Origin of the sequence: Virgibacillus sp. 6R (assembly GCF_001895305.1) — a bacterium.
Lineage (GTDB): Bacteria > Bacillota > Bacilli > Bacillales > Amphibacillaceae > Virgibacillus > Virgibacillus pantothenticus.
Window position 1 is genome coordinate 4,317,932 of record NZ_CP017762.1, and the last position, 20,606, is coordinate 4,338,537.

Below are 20,606 nucleotides of genomic sequence, written 5' to 3' on the forward strand. Positions count from 1 at the left end.
GTCTATGTGGGGGATAACAGCACCTAAATTCCCGTTTTGTTCAAGGACTCTTAGGTTATACTTCATACTCTTGCGGTACTAACAATCAGCGGGGGGGAATGAAAGCCCTACTGATTGAAGTTTCCATTGTATATATCCTATCGTAACAAGCATAGGGATGCAAGCACAGTGACATAGGATTGATATTAAATTGGAATGTACTGCAAATTTCTATTAAAGTTTCATTCTATAGCAATCTATGCTTTTGATTTCAATGTATAGACGTGGATTTCAGGTTTGCATAAAAAACGAAAAGGAAGACGTGTGGTACCAATTCCGCTATTAACAAATAATTGCATATTCCCACCATTAAGGTTGTATTCTCCTTGTACATACTTCTCTGCATAAGCAGGGCTGTAAATATGACCAATGAAAGGGAAGCGTATTTGCCCTCCATGGCTGTGGCCAGACAGTTGCAGGTCAATAGGGTGCTTTGCTGCCTTATCTGCAAAATCAGGCTCATGAGCTAATAGAATTGTAAACAAATTAGTATTAGCTTGGGATAAAGTTTTAGTAATATCAGGTTTCCCTAACATCAAGTCATCAATACCCGCTAAGATAATGGACTCGTTTTTTTCTTTAATAGTAACATTATTATTTTGTAATAATTGAAATCCTGCTTTTTCCATCGTATCAAGAACTACTTCGGTTCCATACCCTCCATGATCATGGTTTCCATAAATCCAAAACTTCCCTTTCGGTGCTTGTAATTTTTTTAAAATATGAATAATTGTATCATCCCAATGAAAATTTTGTGGTTCATCCACTAAGTCACCAGTAAACACAATTAAATCAGGCTGTAGTCCATTTATTTTCTTTACTAAATCTTTTAATTGTTCCAATGTATAATGAAATCCAATATGTGTATCTGAGAATTGGACAATTTTAAAATCATCAAACGCTTTTGCGATTTTACTAGATTCAACTGTATTTTTATTTACACGGAGTAAAATTGGTTCGACATCTTTTGCATAATAAAAAGTTCCGCCGCTTAAGCCTAACAATGCAAATAAGCTACCAAGCGCCTTTTTTAAAAAAGTTCTTCTATTCATGACTGACAAACCTTTCTTGCATTCATTAGAATAAAATTATAACATGAATATTGTAAAATAGAATCCTCTTAAAAAAAATTGCCTCATTTAAATATAGATGAAACTAAAGAGAGAAGAAGTTTATAAAAGTCATGAATCATTGTTTTACGTAGCTAAAAAGCAGGAACTGCATTCAGCAGGTTCAACCTATTGAATGCAGTTAAATTAAAACTGTATTTCAAGAGTTGTCAAAAATTGTACTAAAAACGACAGATCGAATTTCTTCTTTGGCTTGTTTCTACGTTGCTTGGAAAAGGTTTTCCCCCTTTTCGTGCGTGAGAATGTGTTTCGAGGATGTCTATACTGGAGCTCATGTATCTGTATCGCATACGAGGGCCTTCTACTAAAACCGCCCACGTCCTGTGACGGGCTTAGAAGTCAGTAACACGCACAAGCCCGCTACTCGAAACTTCGCCGCCTCGAATTCAGGCGCCAGGACGTGCTAGTGTCGGCGTTGCAATAGGACAAGGAAGGCTACGATAGCAATACATCGCACGCAGAAAAAGTGTTTTTCTTTTTCAAGGACGCCTGAGACCTTAGCTGACCTCGGTCCTTTTTAACTCCTTTTTGAACATGCATTTCAATGGAAGGGGAAGATGTTATCTAAAAGGAACAATCTTCACAGTCCTCTTGAATCTCGGCATTTTTCCCTTCTATTTGCAATGTACAATGAGAAATTGAGAAGTTACGCTTCAATTGTTGATTTGCCTGCGTGAGTAATGTATCACGATCTACTGTATCATCTACAACTAAATGACAGCTTAATGCAGGAAATTCGGAGGTAATGGACCATACATGCAAATCATGCACGTTGTGAACTCCTTTTAGATCCATTAGCTTTTGCTTAACTTCCTCCACATCGATATTTGCTGGCTTTCCTTCCATTAAAATATGAATAGCATCTTTAGTTATTCGAATACCGGATAAAATGATCAGAAACGCAACAATAACACTGGCAATCGGATCTGCAATATTCCAATCAAACAGCAAAATGAGAATACCTGCAATGATGGCTCCGATTGAACCAAGCAAATCTCCAAAAACGTGCAGGAGTGCGCTACGTATATTTAAATTGTCCTGTGAATCTCCTCGCATAAGTACCCAAGCGGCAATTATATTCACAATTAGCCCGATGATAGCAATGATCATCATACTTGCACTCACATTTGGTGGCTCCATAAAGCGTTGGAATGCCTCATAAAAAATATATAAGGAAATAACGATTAAAGTTACACCGTTTATAAACGCAGCAATTATTTCAAATCGGCGGTAGCCGTATGTTTTAGAAGCTGTTGCTTGCCGTTCTCCAATTTTGAATGCTAATAAACTTAGACCAAGTGCTGCCGCATCGCTAAGCATATGTCCAGCATCGGAAAGGAGAGCGAGACTGTTGGTTAAAAATCCACCAACTGCTTCAACAATCATAAAAAAAGTAATTAGCAAAAAGCTGAATAATAGAGCTTTTTTATTGCTTGTGCCGTGGTGATGGCCATGTCCATGTTCGTGATTATGTCCGTGTGCCACTATATAACCTCCTATCTAGTATGTTTACTATGTTCAATTGTTTGTTCTAATAAATTCATCACATGATAATCATCAGGAGAATAGTAATACGTTGTTTTTTCTCGTCTGTTTTTTACTAAGCGTATTTGCTTTAAGTATTTCAATTGATGAGAAATACTCGATTGATGCATTTCTAAACGTTCAGCAATTTCGTTTACCGAACATTCTTTATGAAACAGCAAATGTAATATTTTTAATCTAGTCGGGTCCGATAAAGCTTTAAATGTCTGGGATACAGTATCAATTAACTGGTCGTCAATAGGATGATAATCCACTTATATTCCTCCTTGTTATATTATATGTTCATATGCTCATATTATATATTAATAAAAGTAAAATAACAATCAAAATGGTAAAATATTTTGCTTATTGCTTTCCTATGGTAAAATGTATGTAGTCTGTTCTCCGTCTTATGTTTGCTTAAAAAAGAGCAAACCTTCTAAATGAAGAATTAAAAGGGGTGATATGATGAGCATGTTGCAAAATCAACGCTTAACAGACATTACGTTAGGTGAAATTATGATTCCATCAGAAAAAGTAGCACATGTACAAGTGAATAATCCACTGGAGCATGCATTGCTCGTACTGGTAAAGTCAGGGTATTCAGCCGTTCCTGTATTGGATCCGTCATATAAACTGGTCGGTATTATTGGGAAAACAACTATATTAGATCAGATCCTTGGTTTGGAACGATTTGAGTTTGAACGTCTGTCAACGATAGTGGTAAAAGATGTGCTTCATGATGATATTCCTTGCTTAACAAAAGAAGACTCGTTGTTGAAAGGGTTAAACGCTGTCATTAACCATCCGTTTGTTTGTATTGCTGATGAAGAAGGATATTTCGATGGAATTTTAACTAGAAGAGCAATACTAAAACAATTAAAAAAAGATATGTATGCCACAAAATAAAACCTATCCTCTGTTAAATCGACAGAGGATAGGTTTTTGACTAGGTGAGTTTCAAAATCATTATACCTTGCCGTGTAAGGGGATAAAAACCGATACAGGAATTACCTCCCCAAGCCCTGTATAATGTAATTTCGACTAAAACTCCAAAGAGACCGGAGGATAGCTTCTTATAGAATAAACATCTCCGAACGGCTACGATGTGTTCACTCCTATTTGCAGCAATTCTAAACTAGCCGCAGACTGTAACTAAACACCATTACACCAAACATACAATTCCTGAATTATCCTTTTTATGAATATATTTAAAAACTATTTCAAACTACACGAAGACACTTGAAATGATCATTTTCTTCGAACGCTATACTGACACGTCCATGCTAGTTTAAACGGGAACCTAGATATAGGTAAGGCTCGTAGGATTTCCCTCTCTTTAGGAAAGTAAAATGAATTTCCACTTCGGCTTCAGGAACGATCATATTTAAAAAACTGCTATTAAGTCCGCATGAAAGCAAGAAAATTACAAGATAAAATAATGCATGACAGACACTAAAAAGTAGGTAATGATTGCGACAAAAAAAGCGATCTGCTAAATTATAAGATAGTACATAACTAGGAGGGAACAATCAATGAAGATGATGGATGGAAATGAGATTATAAACTTTATTTCGAATAGTAAGAAAAGCACACCTGTAAAGGTATATATAAAAGGAGAAGGATTAGACCGTTTATCTATGGATGATTCCATACAAGCTTTTATCGAATCAAAAAGCGGTGTTTTATTTGGTGAATGGGATGTAATAAAAAAGTTGCTTGAAGAGGCAGGAGATATCATTGAGGATTATGTTATTGAAAACGACCGCCGTAATTCAGCTATCCCTTTACTTGATCTAAAAGGTGTCAATGCTCGCATTGAACCAGGCGCGGTCATTCGTGATCAAGTAGAAATTGGTGACGGCTGCGTCATTATGATGGGCGCAACGATCAATATTGGTTCAGTGATTGGTGACGGTACGATGATCGACATGAATGTTGTGCTTGGTGGACGAGCTACAGTTGGTAAAAATTGTCATATTGGTGCAGGTACAGTATTAGCTGGAGTAATTGAACCACCATCAGCGAAACCGGTTATTGTTGAAGATGATGTCGTGATTGGTGCGAACGTAGTTGTGTTAGAGGGAGTGACCATTGGAAAAGGTGCCATCGTTGCTGCTGGTTCCATTGTGACAAAAGATGTGGCACCAAATACACTTGTAGCAGGAACTCCGGCAAGAGTATTAAAAGAAATTGACGAAAGTACAAAATCGAAAACGGAGATCAAGCAAGAGCTTCGAAAATTAAATGATTAAGCAGGGGAATGACATGTTAAATTTACAACACATTCGTCGTGAGCTACACCAAATACCAGAGCTGGGTTTTCAAGAAAAGAAAACCCAGCAGTACTTATTGAAGATCATCAAACAATTACAAACAGAGAAAGTATCTATTCAGGTTTGGGAGACCGGTATTCTAGTTTTTGTAGAAGGAACAGCACCTACAAAAACAATTGGTTTTCGTGCAGATATAGATGGGCTGCCAATAACCGAACAAACCGGCTTGCCTTTCTCATCCAAGCATGAAGGGAAAATGCATGCATGTGGTCATGATTTCCATATGACAATTGCTTTAGGTGTGTTGGAGCAAATGATTGCCGAACCAATAAACGATCATTGCTTATTCATCTTTCAACCGGCGGAGGAAGGGCCCGGAGGAGCACTGCCGCTACTACAATCTGAAGCTTTTCAGACTTGGCGACCCGATGTCATCTTTGCATTACATATTGCGCCGGAATTACCAGTCGGTACGGTCGCTAGTAAACCCGGTTTACTGTTTGCAAATACGAGTGAACTATTTCTTGATTTTACAGGTAAAGGCGGGCATGCTGCCTACCCACATTTAACGAAAGATATGACTGTTGCAGCCAGCAGCTTTGTCGTTCAAATGCAGCAAATTGTTTCCAGAAATATCAACCCTCTTGAAGCAGCCGTTGTGACGATCGGAAAAATGGAAAGTGGATTTGTTCAAAATGCAATCGCTGAGACAGCTCGTTTGGAAGGCACGATTCGTACGCAACATCCTAACAGTATCCAAACAGTTAAACATCAATTGGAAAAGCTGATAAAAGGTTATGAAATAGCATATGATTGTAAGATTGAAGTGGATTATGGAGCTAATTATTATCAAGTCTTTAATCAACCAGATATGGTACAGCAATTTTGTGAGGCTTTAGCTGGCAGTAATATACGTTATCAAGAAGCAGAGGCTGCTATGACTGGCGAAGATTTCGGCTATATGGTAAAGGAAATCCCTGGATTTATGTTCTGGCTTGGGGTGAATTCTCCATACGGGCTACACCATGCGCAATTAAATCCTGATGAAGCAGCTTTAGACATTGGGGTGAACGCTGTCACTCGAACTTTTTCAACGCTTTCTCATTAAAAATGCATACTTTTCGTATGGTAGCAAAATATATGTATACGTCCTAGTTCAAAAAAGGGTAAAAAAGTTGCAAAAAAGTCGGTGAGATTTGTAATAGCTCGGTATGTACAAGTAGCGTAAGCGACCAAGCTAGAGGCAATAGTATATGCCATTTCCCTAACTTTTGAACAACATATAAAAGCTACTTTGAGGAGGTATTGAGATGGCAAGAATTGGCGTAGAAGCAACACTTACGGATGTAAAAGAAGCATTAACTGAGATGGGGCATGAGGTAGTAGATCTTCGTCAGGCAGAAGATGCTGCATATTGTGATTGTTGTGTTATCTCTGGTCTAGATAAGAATGTAATGGGAATAACAGAAGCAGAAATAACTGGAGCTGTCATTAATGCTCAAGGTATGAATGCGGAAGATGTTTGCCAAATGGTAAACGAAAAGGTAGTGTAGTGCTATTTCTATATCCTGAGAACCTTTATATGTTTTATCACATATAAAGGTATAGAACAAAATTGAATCAGGATATGGGAGGATACTACTATGCGTTTAGGTCAGGAAATACCTGAATTCGTGACATCTTGTGAATGGCTGAATAGCCGGTCTTTATTAACAGAAGATATTAGAAAGGTTTCCAAGCCATGTTGTTTTCATTTTTGGGCGATCAGCTGTGGATTATGCAAACAAGCGATGCCCCGTTTTAAGGACATATATGATAAACATAAACATAATGTGCAGTTTATTTCTGTGCATACACCTTTATCTGAAAAAGATAAGAATATGGATGAAATTGGTAATGTAGTAGAAGAATACCATTTGAAACAACCTATTGCAGTGGATCACCATGAAGAGATTTCAGAGGCATTCCATGTGAAGTTTGTACCAGCATATTATTTATTTGATGATTTAGGAAAACTGCGTCACCTACAGCGTGGCAAAACAAATGTGAATCTGCTTGAAAAAAACATACAGCGGCTGATCTAATTAGATAGAAAAAAACACTTCTTTTTTCTGCACATGAAAAGGAAGTGTTTTTTATTTGCGGTATATTTCTTATGGTGAACCGAATACATTATTATTAATTTTATGTAAAAATATCAAGAGGGAAAAAATTTTAAAAATTTTAGCAAAACAGTAGAAATTTATTTCGAAACCCGTTATATTATATGTTATGAATTAAAACTTAAGGGAGGAACATGCGTGGATTCGTTTAAAAAACTAAAGCAGTACTATTGGCCTTACAAGAAATATTTTTTACTATCCTTATGCTTTTTGTTTTTTGTAACGGTGATTACAGTAATTTACCCGATCATATTACAGCAAACGATTGACCGGGTAGTGTTAATGGATCGCTATGAGTTAATTCCGTACATTTGCGCCTTGTTTTTATTTTTGATGATTGGCAAAGGTTTCGCTACTTTTTATCATCAATATTTAGGCGACTTGTTTGGTATTACAGCTGTATATAAACTACGGGACGGTTTATATCACAAACTGCAGCGGCTATCATTTACGTATTATGATAATGCGAAGACAGGAGATATTATGTCACGATTAACAGCTGATGTGGAAGGGTTTCGTTTTTTCCTTTCTTTTGGATTTGCCGAACTGTTACGGATAGTATTACTGATAACGATTAGTTTAGGAGTTATGTTTTATTTTTCTGTTCCCCTTGCTCTTGTAACTATGGCTGCTATGCCTTTTCTCGCCATTATCGTATTTCAATTTGATAAACGTGTTCATCCTGCATTTCGGCTTATACGACAGTCTTATGGAAAGCTGAATACACGTGTACAGGAAAATATAAGCGGAATGCATACAGTAAAGTCACTGTCGCGAGAGGACTTTGAAATTGGTCGTTTTGCTCACCGTAATGATGCGTACAGGCAACACTATTTACACACCTCTTTTATATGGTCAAAATATTTTCCGTTAATGGAATTTATCGGTAACTTTTGTGCGGTTGCCTTATTGGCATTCGGTGGCTACTTAGTTATAGATGGTCAATTATCTCTTGGGGCATTGGTCGCGTTTTTTAGTTTAGTTTGGTATATTATGGGTCCACTAATGAATTTAGGGTTTGTAATTAATCAGTTTTCTCAAGCAAAGGCTTCTGCTGAACGTCTCTTAGAAATATTGGAAGCAAAAGAGGATATTGTTGAAGCAAAACAAGCTATTACAGAACCAATTCAAGGTCATGTCACATTTCAAAATGTAACGTTAACATATGTAGAAGAGGATGACGCTGCACTAAAGTATATTAGCTTTGATGCGCCTCCTGGAAAGGTTATCGGACTAATTGGCTCAACAGGTTCTGGTAAAACGAGCATTACCCAGCTGATTACAAGATTTTATGAGCCGCAGTCAGGAGATGTATTCATTGATCAAAAACCAGTATCAGACTATCAACTGAAAGCATTGCGTAAAGAAATTGGCTTTGTCCTACAGGAACCATTCCTATTTTCTACGACGATTCGTGAAAACATTGCTTATGGAAATCCAGATGTATCTGATGAACAAGTTATCGATGCTGCCAAACGAGCGCAAGCACATGAGTTTATTATGAAAATGCCAGATGGTTATCAGACATTGTTAGGTGAACGCGGAATGGGGCTGTCAGGCGGTCAGAAGCAACGCATCGCTATCGCGAGAGCAATTTGCATCAATCCTAAAATTCTAATCCTTGATGATGCAACATCTGCGGTGGATATGGAGACAGAATTTAGGATTCAAAAAGCTTTACGAGAAGTAATGAAAGGCAGGACATCATTTATTATTGCGCACCGAATTGCTTCGTTAAAACATGCAGATGAAATTCTTGTGTTGGAAGATGGAAAAGTTGTGGAGCGAGGTACACATGACTTTCTCATTAAAAATGAAGGGCCGTATCAACGTATTTATGATATTCAGTACCAGGATAGAGACGAGATTATGAAGCGCCAACATGCGTAAAAAGGAGGTGGATAAAATGACAAAAGATAAATCGTCCCAATCGAAAAGTAAACATTTACAACGATTTCATTATACACAAGATCAAGCGATTGAAAAACCATTTAACTGGAAGCAAATGTTACGTCTTCTTGCGTATTTAAAGCCTTATGCGAAAACATATTTACCGGCCGCAATTATAGCGATGCTCATATCGACAGCCGTTCGGCTAATCGTGCCAATTTTAATTGGAAAAGTAGCTATTGACGTAGCTATCAATGAACAAAATGTAACGATGCTAACGTATTTAGTTGTAATTATTGGAATTTTATACTTTTTAAGTTATGCGGGCAATGTGTTTCGAATTAAGTGGGTAAATATTTTAGGGCAAAATGTTATTTATGACATTAGACAGCATTTATTTTCACATGTCCAACGGCTGTCTCATCGTTTTTTTGATTCCCGTTCAGCTGGATCAATTTTAGTTCGAATCATGAATGATATTAACTCACTACAGGAGCTATTTACCAACGGAATTATTAATTTGCTTATGGATGTAGTCACACTGGTAGGAATTATTGTTATTTTGTTTGTGCTTAGTCCTAAGCTAGCGTTGGCAATCATGGTTATTTTGCCGCTTATGTTTTATTTGACAACAAAGTTGCGCCGGATGATTCGCCGTTCGTGGCAACAAGTGCGTATTCAGCAGTCACGTATGAATTCTCATTTAAATGAGGGATTGCAAGGAATGCGTATCACGCAATCGTTTTCTCAAGAGGAGGAAAACAGTGAGTACTTCCACGGAGTGAATAGAGATAATTTTTTGAGCTGGAAGGAAGCAACAAAAAAGAGTGCCATGTTTCGGCCATTTGTAGAATTAAGTAATGCAATCGGTACGGTTATTTTAATCTCCTACGGCGCATACTTAATTTTGCTTGGTGAAAACAATGGAGGTATTGCGATTGGAACGTTCGTTTCATTTGCTTTTTTTGTGGGGATGTTTTGGGAGCCAATATCGCGCTTAGGGCAAATGTACAATCAAATGCTGATGGCAATGGCGGCTTCTGAGCGTATATTTGAGTTTTTAGATGAGCAGCCAAACGTACAGGAAAAGAAGGATGCTTATGTGTTTACTGATATGAAAGGAGAAATCGTTTTTGATAGGGTAGGCTTCTCTTATGATGAAGACCGTATCGCTTTATATGATATTTCTTTAACCATTCAGGCAGGAGAAACTGTTGCCCTAGTTGGGCATACAGGAAGTGGAAAGTCAACGATTGCCAATTTAATTAGCCGATTTTACGATCCAACAAAAGGAAAAGTCAAAATTGATGGATATGATTTACAAGAAGTGCAATTAGATAGTTTACGGCAAAGCATTAGTGTTGTTTTACAGGATACATTTATTTTTTCAGGTACCATTATGGAAAACATTCGCTTTGGACGCCCGGAAGCTTCAGACGAAGAAGTAATCCAAGCAGCAAAAGTGGTTGGCGCTGATGAGTTTATACAACGTATGGTCAACGGCTATGAAACGGAGGTAGAAGAGAGAGGAAATATTTTATCAGCTGGAGAGAGACAATTATTGTCCTTTGCAAGAGCTTTGTTAGCAAATCCTAGAATCTTAATTCTCGATGAGGCTACAGCGAGTATTGATACAGAGACAGAAGTTAAAATTCAAGCAGCTTTAGCTAAACTGTTAAAAGGCAGAACTGCCATTATTATCGCCCATCGTTTATCTACAATCCGTGAAGCAGATACGATATTCGTTCTAGAAAATGGATGTATTTTGGAAAGCGGAAATCACGATAAATTAATGAAACAAGGTGGAGAATACTATCGATTGGTGAAATCACAATTTCAAATGTTGGATGCGATCTAGCATTAGGAGGCGTAAAGTCTCCTTTTTTGTTGTATAGGAACCTATAAAATGAGGTGCTTGTGGACTGCGAAATAACCGACTAGTCACGTCGGGCTTCATCACCCAGCAACGATGCGACTTTAGAAATGCGCCCTCCGATAAGGCATCATTGGTTCGTCCCTAAGAGGAAGGCCGACTAAAAACGGGCTTGCCGCTCAGGCGCCGGCATACCCCTGTTTTTAGTGGCATGCATGATTCCTTTATCCCGTAAAAAGGCATTGTAGACTCCCACTTCAAGAATGGAAGATGTGAGCTAAACAAGTCGAAGCGGGAGGTAACAGCACCTAAATCCCCGATTCGTTCAAGGGCCTTTAGGTCATACCCTGGTGGTACTAACCATCAGCGGGGATGAAGAAAACATTGAAGGTTCACTTTATCTTTCGTTGATTCGTTCCATTCACTACGTTGCTAAACAGGCACCCCGCGCGTTTGTTCCTAGGTTTTTTTAGTTATGAAATATGGTAGAACTTCCATAACTGTGATAAGCTATGAACAAAGACGAAACATGGAGGAACTAGGATGAAACGAGATTTTGCAGTAATAGGTTTAGGTAGGTTTGGAGGAAGTATTTGCAGAGAGCTAAGCATGGAAGGGATGGAAGTGCTTGCTATAGATAATAATGAGGATCGAATTAATGAATTTAAAAATATTGCTTCTCATGCAGTAATCGTTGATTCAACAGACGAAGCCTCTTTAAAAGAATTAGGGATAAAGAATATCGACCATGTTATAGTCGCGATTGGAGACGATATTCAAGCAAGTATACTAACAACGGTTATTTTAACCGATTTAGGAATCAAGAAGATTACGGTGAAAGCTCAAAATGATTATCATGCTAAAATCCTTAATAAAATAGGCGCAGATCAAGTTGTGCATCCGGAAAGGGATATGGGAAAGCGGATTGCCCACAGCATTATTTCCAATAATATATTAGATTACTTAGAGTTATCGGATGACCATAGTATAGTCGAAGTAAAAGTTGGGGAAAAAATGCTAGGGAAAACATTAGTAGAATTGGATATTCGGGCTAATTATGGTTGTAACGTCGTGGCTATCAAGCATGGTAAAGATATCAATGTATCTCCTAGTGCTGATCACCGTTTTGCAGAGGGCGATATTTTAATCGTTATTGGTGCAGATAAAGATATATCACGATTTGAAAAGCATTTAGTAATCGAGGAATAAAAAGAAAGCTGTGCTAAAGAGGTATCCACTGAACATAGCATTGGCGGGATTATATGATGCTAACTTATCGCTGAGAATGGGAGAGATATGTTATTAAATGCATGAATATAAAAACCCGTTATCTGTCAATTATTAGTCAATAATAACAGTTTTCGAATTCATAACAAAAAAACAGCCAGCTGGCTGTTTTTTCTTTTTAAACTTCCATGATAATAGGTAAAACCATGGGCCGACGTTTTGTCTTTTCATAAAGAAAAGGAGCGATTGTATCGGTGATTTCATTTTTAATCTCTGACCATTGCGTTGTTTTACGTTCCATCACTTTAGCTAGATGAGCGGCGACTAATTTTTGTGCTTCGTTAATTAAGTCCTCTGATTCTCTCATATACACAAATCCACGTGAAATGATGTCGGGACCTGCAGATATTTTAAACTCTTTCATGTTAATACTTACAACTACAATAACTAATCCTTCTTCTGAAAGTATTCGACGATCCCGGAGGACAATATTTCCTATATCACCAATTCCGTTTCCATCTACATAGACCGAACCTGAAGGGATTTTTCCGGCAATTGTAGCTGTATCCTTTCCAAGTGCTAAAACATCTCCATTGTCCATGACAAAGCAATTGTCCAAGTCTACATCACAAGCATCTGCCAATTTAACATGTTCTTTCAGCATTCGATATTCACCATGAATTGGCATAAAGAATTTTGGTTTGATTAAACGCAACATGAGCTTTTGTTCTTCTTGACTGCCGTGACCAGACGTATGAATATTCGTTAGCTTGCCATGAATGACATCTGCGCCTGCTCGATATAATTTATTGATTGTCCGGCTGACACTAATTGTGTTTCCAGGGATTGGGGATGAAGAGAACACAACTGTATCGCCAGGGATAATTTGAATTTGACGATGGGTACCATTGGCAATTCTTGAAAGAGCAGCCATTGGTTCGCCTTGGGATCCAGTACATAAAATGGTTACTTCTTGCGCTGGGAGACGGTTTATTTGATTGGCGTCAATAAACGTATCCTTTGGTGCTTGAATATAACCTAATTCTTGCCCAAGGTTAATGGCGGATTCCATACTCCTACCGAATACAGCTATTTTTCGATTGTTTTTCACAGATGCTTCTACTACTTGCTGTAATCGATAAATATTTGAAGCAAAAGTTGCAAATATTACCCTACCGTCAACTCTGCTGAAAATATCTTTTATGTTTCCTCCAACCACTTTTTCGGACATCGTAAACCCGGGAACTTCACTGTTCGTACTATCTGATAAAAGACAAAGCACACCCTCATTTCCAATTTCTGCCATCCTTGATAAATTAGCGGGCTCTCCAACAGGAGTGAAATCAAACTTAAAATCTCCAGTATGAACAATATTTCCTGGTGGAGTTTTCACTACAATACCATAGGAATCGGGAATGCTATGAGTCGTTCGGAAAAAGCTAACGGATGTTTTTCGGAATTTAATAATATCGTCTTCTTGTATCGTTAATAATTTTGCATTTCTTAATAAACCGTGTTCTTCTAACTTATTTCTGATTAATCCTAACGCAAGCTTACCAGCATATATCGGCACATTAATTTCACGGAGAAGATATGGGATTCCCCCAATATGATCTTCGTGTCCGTGAGTAATAAATAATCCTTTAATTTTGTCTTGGTTCTGTACAAGATACGTATAATCAGGGATCACGTAATCGATGCCTAGCAATTCATCCTCAGGGAATTTAATTCCTGCATCGATTAATACGATCTCATCCTGAAATTGAACGCCATACGTATTTTTTCCGATTTCTCCTAAGCCACCTAGAGCAAAGACGGCAGCCTGATCATTTTTTACGAATTTCATTGTTTAGATTTTCTCCACGTAAAAATCTTCGGATTGTTTTTCATATGCTAAATGTGCTTCATCCAGTTCATGAATATATTCAATGTTATACTTGCGTTCATTTATTTTTGCTCTAACTGCTCTTACAGAATCACCTTCTACATAGGCACTTTTCGTACGTTCTCGAACTGGAATTTCATCAGCCAGTTCCTGATATAAAACTTTGTAAATCATCTCATCTCTCCTTGAATAGTTTCGTTGTTTATTATTTTTATCCTTTTGAACACGTATTTAATGAGTTACCCGACACAAGAATATATGATAAAGGTATCCTCTTTTTCCGAATAGCGTAGCTTTGTCTTTTTCATGAACTTTATGGTACCTTTAGTATGTGATTGGGTAAATTAATCATTGGTAGTCTTTTTACAAGTAGTTGGTACACGTCCTCGGCCTAAAAAGTCTTTCCAGCGTTTCTTGAGCTTTTCTCTTAGACGCTTTAGCATGACGTGTCATCTCCTTTCTTTATATTAAGAAAAGCAATAAAAACATCTACCGATCCAATCCCTCTTATCTATAGTATAGTATGACTTGAGGAAATTTGAAATAAAAATACGCTTTTTCTTAAAAATAATTTCTCATCGCTGTGATAAAAATAGGTAAAGAAAAGATTTAATTCTCCTTTTTTAATAATTTTATAAGCAGCGACGAACGTTTTACAACAATACGATTTCCGATTATTACTATGCTTAGTTTTTACATTAAGGTTTATTTTATACACTAGAAAAGGGGAAATACGCATGCATGAGAAAATGGTTTTTTTGGATATTGACGGCACAATTCTGACCGCAACAAATGAAATTCCGGGCTCTACTAAGGAAGCAATTAAAAAAATGCAAGATAATGGGGTTTATGTGGCAATTGCTACTGGAAGAGCCCCGTTTATGTTTGATCATATTCGGGAAGCATTGAACATTCAATCCTTTGTCAGTTTTAATGGGCAATATGTTGTGTTTGAAGGCGAAGAGGTTTATAAAAACCCAATTAAAGAAGATGATCTTTTTCGGTTAAATCAAGCAATAACAGAAAGGAAATACCCCATTGTATTTTCAAGCCATCAGCAGATGAAAGCTTCTGTGTCAAGACACCCATTTATAGAAGAAAGTTTAAAAAGTATGGATTTCGGTTATCCGGAAGTTGATCCGAATTTTTATCAATCCGGACCAATTTATCAAGCACTACTTTTTTGTAAGCAAGAGGAAGAAATGCAATTAGCAGACCAGCATCATACGTTAGACTTTATACGTTGGCATGAGTATTCATGCGATATTATTCCAATGGGCGGATCGAAAGCCATAGGTGTTCAAAAATTAATGGAGGCTAGCGGGCTAGCAGTTGAAGATACCTATGCTTTCGGAGATGGCTTAAACGACATGGAAATGCTCAAGGAAATTGGTACTGGTGTAGCAATGGGGAATGCCATTGCTGATTTGAAGCAGGTAGCAGATTATATAACCGATGATGTGGACAAAGATGGTCTTGCAAAAGGGCTTAAACATTTTGCTTTAATCTAAATGGTTAGGAACAAAGGCGCGGGGCGCCCGTTTAGCAACGTAGCGAATGTAACGAATCAACTAAAGATTTAGGAATCACGGTGAGGCGACGAACCGATGATGACTTATCGTAGGGCGCATTTCTAAAGTCGCATCGTTGCTGGGCTCATGCGCCGGACGTGGCTATTCAGTTATTTCGTTATCTCCAAGCGCCTATATTTATACTTTGTATGAAAAAACAACTCTATTAACTTATCTAACTCATTTATTTTAGACAGTATTTTAAGAATCTAAACATTATAAAGCAAAAGTTTTTTCATGATAGATGGTGGCTCGCGCTCTAGGCGAGCCATGCTGGTTTCTTATCTTCGAATAAAAAACAGCAGCCGTTTCAGCTGCTGTTTTTTATTCTACAGGTTTTGCATTCTCTGGTATAAAGTAGGGGTTTTGTTTATTAATATGATCGTAAAACATGATTCCATTTAAATGGTCTATTTCATGTTGAAATACGATAGCGGCATATCCTTTTAAACGTAATTTAATAGCTTCCCCATCCATAGATATAGCCTTTATGGAAACTCTGGCATGCCTTGGAACATATCCTTCCACATTTCTGTCAACAGATAAACAACCTTCTCCAGATGGAAGATAAGCTTTTTCTACAGAATGACTGACGATTTTTGGGTTAGCAAGACCATAACTATATTTTTTTCCATTCCCATCTTCAAAATGAACAGCTATCAATCGTTTATTTATACCTAGTTGAGGAGCTGCTAAACCAACACCAGCACGGAGCTGATATTTTTCTGCTATCTCTTCATCTTGACTGTTCTTTAAAAATTGCAACATGTCTCCAAGTAATTGTTTATCAGTTTCAGTTAAGGGTATTGTTACTTCATCAGCGACTGTTGTTAATGAAGGGTGACCTTCCCGTACGATATCTTTCATAGTAAGCATTGTACCACTCCCAATTCTATATCCATCTTTCCAATGAATATTTTATCATATTTATGCCTGTTTCATCATAATTTGCTATAGAATATAGCTATTTCTATAATCTTTTTTCATGAAAGATCATTATTTCTAGTGTTCTATTTTTTTTACGACGTTATTGAGATCATCGTTTCATTATTTTTTCTTTTGTACAAGCTGATTTATGTTATACTATTAATCGTATATTTGATTTAAAGGTGTAGGAGGTTAATAATGTCAATAAAAAAGTCTGTAATCATTGCATTAGGATTCATGCTTTTATTTATAATAACTGCGTGCAGTAATGAAACACCCGAGGAGAAAATACAAAACCATTTGGAAGAAGCAGTCACTTTAGAAGAAGGGTTTGAAAAACAGCAAAGTAAAATAACAGATTTGGAGAAGAAAGAGCAGGAACTATATAAGGAAATTATGGGTCTTGGCAAAGATGAAATGGATGAAATTAAAAAGCTTGCTGACCAAGGAATTGAAACAGTTGATAAGCGTTCTGAAGCAATAAAGAAAGAGCAGGAAAGTATCGAGAAAGCAAAAGAAGAATTTTCCAATACAAAAGAAATTATTGCAGATCTAGAAGGAAAAGAAGTAAAAGAAACAGCTGAAAAAATGATTAAAACAATGGATCAGCGTTATGATTCGTATGGTAAGTTAAATAAAGCTTATAATAATGCTTTAAAGTTGGAAAAAGAAATGTATGAATTATTATCGAAAGAAGACTTAAAACAAGAAACGTTAACTGAAAAAATAAATGCTATTAATAAAGCTTACGAAAAAGTGATTGAGTCAAACGAAGCCTTTAATAAACATACAAAAGCCTATAATGAAATGAAAAAGGAGTTTTATGAACAGACAGGCATGAATGTTACATATGAAGGTGAGTCAGACAAGAAACCAGAAGATAAGTAAGTGGATTGAAAAGAAGCCTTGGACATAAGCAAATAGTATATAAAAAAAGCCGAACAATCAAATTTAATATGCTCCCCTTAAAGTAGACAGATTAAAAAATAAAAATCTGTTTTCCTTTAAGGGGAGTTTTTTTACACTATAGGAAAGCTGTGCTTGATTATTTGTCGGAAGATTATTCCTATAAAGAAGTTGTCTTGAAAGTATCTGATTTCAAGTAATTTCGTGCTCAATGAGTGGATAAATAAGTATAATGATCATAGATAATTAAAAGACACGAGAAAAGGGAGAGCACGTTCTATGACGAAAGGAAGAAAACCATTTGGGAGGAAAAAATGGAGATAACTGGTTACTGCTTGGAGCACGGAAAAGATATCAAGGAACTGCTGATAAATATAGACTTTCATACCAACGGGTTTATCCCGTATATAAGGTGCTGTTCCCACTTCAAGAGTTGGATAAAATCTGTACTGCAACGAGTCTAAACGGGAGATAACAGCACCTAAATGCCCTATTTCGTTAGAGACCTTTAGGTCATACCATTACGGTACTAATAAGCCGTGGGGGATGAATGAAAACCCTCACTGATAGAAGAATCACTTTATCTATGGGTGAAAAAGTACGAAACAAAAGGGGAGAAGCTTTAAAGGTTAATCGGGAAGGAGCTCTAAATTCATGTTTAAAGCAAAAAATTCTTTTAGGTCAATTAGTAATACAGATGTTAAAATGAACTATAACAGAAACATAGAGAAAGCGTTTTTATAGAGGGGGGTGTTTTTCGATTTATGTAAAAATTAATTAAAGAAAACAAAGTGTTTGACCACTAAGAAGAATTGAGCTAGAATTTATATGAAAAGAAATTGTACTAATGATAATTTGCTTTTTTATGTAACAGTTTTGTAACTGTTTATCGGGTGTATGTACGTACAGAAAGAGAACACAAATATAGCCCCTTACTATCTGAAACAGAGCAAGGAATTGTAAATTTGTGTGCTCTTCCTTTGGGCATTCACTTATAGATTTATCTTAAGCAAAAAAGGGAATACCTTTAAAAGTACAGTTTTTTTCTGATTTTGGGTAGGCTAGAAATGATAATATGAAGATGGATACAGAAAGGAAGAGGTGAACTATTTTGAAACACGTACTAGAGAGTGTTGAAAGTCAGTTCGAAATGTTCCAAATTCTTAACGAAGATGGAAAGATTGTCAATGAAGAAGATGTACCTGATCTTTCGGACGAGCAGTTAAAAGAGCTTATGCGTAGAATGGTTTACACACGAGTGCTGGACCAGCGTTCGATTGCTTTAAACCGTCAAGGTCGTTTAGGATTCTATGCACCAACAGCAGGACAGGAAGCTTCCCAATTAGGAAGTCAATTCGCACTTGAACAAGAAGATTTTCTATTGCCAGGATATCGTGATGTACCTCAATTAATTTGGCAGGGGTTACCATTATACCAAGCGTTCTTATTCTCTAGAGGACACTTTCACGGCAACCAGATGCCTGAAGGCGTTCATGCAGTGAGTCCACAAATTATTATTGGTGCACAATATGTACAGGCTGCTGGAGTCGCTTTAGGCATGAAAAAACGCGGCAAGAAAAATGTGGCTGTTACGTATACTGGTGACGGTGGTACGTCACAAGGTGATTTTTATGAAGGAATTAACTTTGCAGGCGCGTATAAAGCACCAGCAATTTTCTTTGTGCAAAATAACCGTTTTGCTATTTCCGTTCCAGTAGAAAAGCAAACAAACGCGAAAACATTGGCACAAAAAGCTGTTGCAGCTGGGATTGAAGGTATCCAAGTAGACGGTATGGATGTACTTGCTGTTTATGCAGCTACAAAGCATGCAAGAGAGCGAGCAATTAATGGGGAAGGACCAATGCTCATTGAAACATTGACATACCGTTATGGACCACATACAATGGCTGGCGATGACCCAACTCGTTACCGTACGGAAGATTTAGATAATGAGTGGGAAAAGAAAGATCCACTTGTTCGTTACCGTAAATATTTAGAATCGAAAAATCTATGGTCTGAAGAAGAAGAGAACAAAGTGATTGATCAAGCAAAAGAAGAAATTAAACAAGCGATTAAGCAAGCTGATCAATATCCAAAACAAAAAGTTACCGATTTAATGGCAAATATGTATGAAGAACTTCCATATAACTTGCAGGAGCAAATGGAAGAATATAAAGAAAAGGAGTCGAAGTAAATCATGGCACAAATGACAATGATCCAAGCCATTACAGACGCACTACGCACAGAGCTAAAGAATGATGAAAATGTGCTTGTTTTCGGGGAAGATGTCGGTAAGAATGGTGGCGTGTTCCGTGCTACTGAAGGACTTCAAGCTGAGTTTGGTGAAGAGCGTGTATTTGATACACCTTTAGCTGAATCAGGTATCGGCGGTTTGGCTATTGGTCTTGGCTTGCAAGGCTTCCGACCTGTTCCTGAAATTCAATTCTTCGGCTTCATATATGAAGTGATGGATTCAATTAGTGGACAAATGGCACGTATGCGATATCGTTCCGGTGGTGTCCATCATTCACCTATTACCGTACGTGCACCATTTGGTGGTGGGGTTCATACTCCTGAACTTCATGCGGATTCTTTAGAAGGTTTAGTTGCACAGCAGCCTGGATTGAAGGTTGTAATTCCTTCCACTCCTTATGATGCAAAAGGGTTGCTCATTGCTTCTATTCGTGATAATGATCCGGTTATCTTTCTAGAACATATGAAACTATACCGTTCTTTCCGTGGTGAAGTTCCTGAAGAGGAATATACAATTGAATTAGGAAAAGCGGACGTTAAGCGTGAAGGTACAGATGTTACATTGATTGCTTATGGCGCAATGGTTCATGCTTGTCTTAAAGCAGCAGATGAACTAGCTGAAAATGGTATTAATGCTGAGGTTATTGACTTACGTACTGTATCACCACTTGATATTGAAACAATTATTGAATCGGTTAAGAAAACAAATCGCGTTGTCGTGGTTCAAGAAGCTCAACGTCAAGCAGGTGTTGCTGCGAATGTGGTAGCAGAAATACAAGAACGTGCAATTTTACACTTAGAAGCTCCTGTATTGCGTGTTACTGCTCCAGACACCGTTTATGCATTCTCAGAGGCAGAAGAAGTATGGTTACCGAATCATAAAGACATCGTAGAAAAAGTAAACAGTGTGATGAACTTTTAATTAAGAGACAGGAGGTAAAAT

At 37.3% G+C, this 20,606-nt stretch carries 19 protein-coding genes; 13 read left to right on the forward strand and 6 right to left on the reverse strand.

The annotated features are described in order from the left end of the window. Positions 1-236: 236 nt before the first annotated feature. The 3 genes from BKP57_RS19510 to BKP57_RS19520 form a co-directional block, all read right to left on the reverse strand. Positions 237-1,091 carry a metallophosphoesterase gene (locus BKP57_RS19510; protein WP_050352587.1) on the reverse strand — a complete coding sequence of 285 codons (855 nt, stop codon included), beginning with the start codon at positions 1,089-1,091 and terminating at the stop codon, positions 237-239. A 642-nt stretch (positions 1,092-1,733) separates the two neighbouring features. Beyond that, entirely contained in the window at positions 1,734-2,657 is a 924-nt protein-coding gene (locus tag BKP57_RS19515) for a cation diffusion facilitator family transporter (RefSeq protein ID WP_072742207.1), read from the reverse strand. An 8-nt stretch (positions 2,658-2,665) separates the two neighbouring features. After that, positions 2,666-2,968: an ArsR/SmtB family transcription factor gene (locus BKP57_RS19520; RefSeq protein ID WP_050352589.1), complete on the reverse strand. Its 303-nt coding sequence runs from the start codon at positions 2,966-2,968 to the stop codon at positions 2,666-2,668. Between the two features lie 193 nt (positions 2,969-3,161). On the opposite strand from BKP57_RS19520, the gene cbpB reads away from it, so the two are divergent. From cbpB to BKP57_RS19560, 8 genes are all read left to right on the forward strand, one after another. After that, entirely contained in the window at positions 3,162-3,602 is a 441-nt protein-coding gene (gene cbpB, locus BKP57_RS19525; protein ID WP_050352590.1) for a cyclic-di-AMP-binding protein CbpB, read from the forward strand. A gap of 626 nt (positions 3,603-4,228) precedes the next feature. Continuing rightward, a complete protein-coding gene (gene dapD, locus BKP57_RS19530; RefSeq protein ID WP_072742208.1) occupies positions 4,229-4,948 on the forward strand; it encodes a 2,3,4,5-tetrahydropyridine-2,6-dicarboxylate N-acetyltransferase in 720 nt (239 codons plus the stop codon). Then, positions 4,941-6,077, forward strand: coding sequence for an N-acetyldiaminopimelate deacetylase (locus BKP57_RS19535; protein ID WP_232231252.1), 1,137 nt, complete (start codon positions 4,941-4,943; stop codon positions 6,075-6,077). The genes dapD and BKP57_RS19535 overlap by 8 nt, the downstream gene beginning before the upstream one ends. A 202-nt stretch (positions 6,078-6,279) precedes the next feature. Next, complete coding sequence (locus BKP57_RS19540) at positions 6,280-6,522, forward strand: YkuS family protein (RefSeq protein WP_050352592.1); 243 nt, start codon at positions 6,280-6,282, stop codon at positions 6,520-6,522. A 90-nt stretch (positions 6,523-6,612) separates the two neighbouring features. Beyond that, positions 6,613-7,053, forward strand: coding sequence for a TlpA family protein disulfide reductase (locus BKP57_RS19545; protein WP_072742209.1), 441 nt, complete (start codon positions 6,613-6,615; stop codon positions 7,051-7,053). A gap of 216 nt (positions 7,054-7,269) precedes the next feature. Then, complete coding sequence (locus BKP57_RS19550) at positions 7,270-9,021, forward strand: ABC transporter ATP-binding protein (protein WP_072742210.1); 1,752 nt, start codon at positions 7,270-7,272, stop codon at positions 9,019-9,021. 16 nt (positions 9,022-9,037) lie between these two features. Next, on the forward strand, positions 9,038-10,879 hold the full coding sequence (locus tag BKP57_RS19555; protein WP_050352595.1) for an ABC transporter ATP-binding protein: 1,842 nt from the start codon (positions 9,038-9,040) through the stop codon (positions 10,877-10,879). A gap of 558 nt (positions 10,880-11,437) precedes the next feature. Further along, the gene (locus BKP57_RS19560; protein WP_072742211.1) at positions 11,438-12,103 is read left to right on the forward strand and encodes a potassium channel family protein; all 666 of its coding nucleotides are present in this window, start codon (positions 11,438-11,440) and stop codon (positions 12,101-12,103) included. A gap of 196 nt (positions 12,104-12,299) precedes the next feature. Here the strand turns inward: BKP57_RS19560 and rnjA are convergent, their stop codons facing one another. Both rnjA and BKP57_RS19570 read right to left on the reverse strand, forming a co-directional pair. After that, a complete protein-coding gene (rnjA, locus tag BKP57_RS19565) occupies positions 12,300-13,967 on the reverse strand; it encodes a ribonuclease J1 (protein ID WP_050352597.1) in 1,668 nt (555 codons plus the stop codon). A gap of 3 nt (positions 13,968-13,970) precedes the next feature. After that, complete coding sequence (locus BKP57_RS19570; RefSeq protein ID WP_050352598.1) at positions 13,971-14,180, reverse strand: DNA-dependent RNA polymerase subunit epsilon; 210 nt, start codon at positions 14,178-14,180, stop codon at positions 13,971-13,973. Positions 14,181-14,743: 563 nt separating this feature from the next. On the opposite strand from BKP57_RS19570, the gene BKP57_RS19575 reads away from it, so the two are divergent. Then, entirely contained in the window at positions 14,744-15,517 is a 774-nt protein-coding gene (locus tag BKP57_RS19575; RefSeq protein WP_050352599.1) for a Cof-type HAD-IIB family hydrolase, read from the forward strand. Positions 15,518-15,901: 384 nt separating this feature from the next. Here the strand turns inward: BKP57_RS19575 and def are convergent, their stop codons facing one another. After that, positions 15,902-16,453, reverse strand: a complete 552-nt coding sequence (def, locus tag BKP57_RS19580; RefSeq protein ID WP_050352600.1) for a peptide deformylase — start codon at positions 16,451-16,453, stop codon at positions 15,902-15,904. A 249-nt stretch (positions 16,454-16,702) separates the two neighbouring features. On the opposite strand from def, the gene BKP57_RS19585 reads away from it, so the two are divergent. The 4 genes from BKP57_RS19585 to BKP57_RS19595 all read left to right on the forward strand — a co-directional run bounded on the left by BKP57_RS19585 (position 16,703) and on the right by BKP57_RS19595 (position 20,585). Next, the gene (locus BKP57_RS19585) at positions 16,703-17,392 is read left to right on the forward strand and encodes a YkyA family protein (RefSeq protein ID WP_050352601.1); all 690 of its coding nucleotides are present in this window, start codon (positions 16,703-16,705) and stop codon (positions 17,390-17,392) included. Positions 17,393-17,711: 319 nt separating this feature from the next. After that, the gene (locus BKP57_RS22580) at positions 17,712-17,885 is read left to right on the forward strand and encodes a hypothetical protein (RefSeq protein WP_198035011.1); all 174 of its coding nucleotides are present in this window, start codon (positions 17,712-17,714) and stop codon (positions 17,883-17,885) included. Positions 17,886-18,560: 675 nt separating this feature from the next. Continuing rightward, positions 18,561-19,604, forward strand: coding sequence for a pyruvate dehydrogenase (acetyl-transferring) E1 component subunit alpha (pdhA, locus tag BKP57_RS19590; protein ID WP_199690222.1), 1,044 nt, complete (start codon positions 18,561-18,563; stop codon positions 19,602-19,604). Positions 19,605-19,607: 3 nt separating this feature from the next. Then, complete coding sequence (locus tag BKP57_RS19595) at positions 19,608-20,585, forward strand: alpha-ketoacid dehydrogenase subunit beta (protein ID WP_050352603.1); 978 nt, start codon at positions 19,608-19,610, stop codon at positions 20,583-20,585. Positions 20,586-20,606: the final 21 nt, after the last annotated feature.

Excerpts from the sequence above, each read along its gene's own strand:
- BKP57_RS19510 (WP_050352587.1), bottom strand. The coding sequence starts at position 1,091 with ATGAATAGAAGAACTTTTTTAAAAAAGGCGCTTGGTAGCTTATTTGCA.
- cbpB (WP_050352590.1), top strand. The coding sequence starts at position 3,162 with ATGAGCATGTTGCAAAATCAACGCTTAACAGACATTACGTTAGGTGAA.
- dapD (WP_072742208.1), top strand. The coding sequence starts at position 4,229 with ATGAAGATGATGGATGGAAATGAGATTATAAACTTTATTTCGAATAGT.
- BKP57_RS19535 (WP_232231252.1), top strand. The coding sequence starts at position 4,941 with ATGATTAAGCAGGGGAATGACATGTTAAATTTACAACACATTCGTCGT.
- BKP57_RS19540 (WP_050352592.1), top strand. The coding sequence starts at position 6,280 with ATGGCAAGAATTGGCGTAGAAGCAACACTTACGGATGTAAAAGAAGCA.
- BKP57_RS19545 (WP_072742209.1), top strand. The coding sequence starts at position 6,613 with ATGCGTTTAGGTCAGGAAATACCTGAATTCGTGACATCTTGTGAATGG.
- BKP57_RS19555 (WP_050352595.1), top strand. The coding sequence starts at position 9,038 with ATGACAAAAGATAAATCGTCCCAATCGAAAAGTAAACATTTACAACGA.
- BKP57_RS19560 (WP_072742211.1), top strand. The coding sequence starts at position 11,438 with ATGAAACGAGATTTTGCAGTAATAGGTTTAGGTAGGTTTGGAGGAAGT.
- rnjA (WP_050352597.1), bottom strand. The coding sequence starts at position 13,967 with ATGAAATTCGTAAAAAATGATCAGGCTGCCGTCTTTGCTCTAGGTGGC.
- BKP57_RS19570 (WP_050352598.1), bottom strand. The coding sequence starts at position 14,180 with ATGATTTACAAAGTTTTATATCAGGAACTGGCTGATGAAATTCCAGTT.
- BKP57_RS19575 (WP_050352599.1), top strand. The coding sequence starts at position 14,744 with ATGCATGAGAAAATGGTTTTTTTGGATATTGACGGCACAATTCTGACC.
- def (WP_050352600.1), bottom strand. The coding sequence starts at position 16,453 with ATGCTTACTATGAAAGATATCGTACGGGAAGGTCACCCTTCATTAACA.
- BKP57_RS19585 (WP_050352601.1), top strand. The coding sequence starts at position 16,703 with ATGTCAATAAAAAAGTCTGTAATCATTGCATTAGGATTCATGCTTTTA.
- pdhA (WP_199690222.1), top strand. The coding sequence starts at position 18,561 with ATGTTCCAAATTCTTAACGAAGATGGAAAGATTGTCAATGAAGAAGAT.
- BKP57_RS19595 (WP_050352603.1), top strand. The coding sequence starts at position 19,608 with ATGGCACAAATGACAATGATCCAAGCCATTACAGACGCACTACGCACA.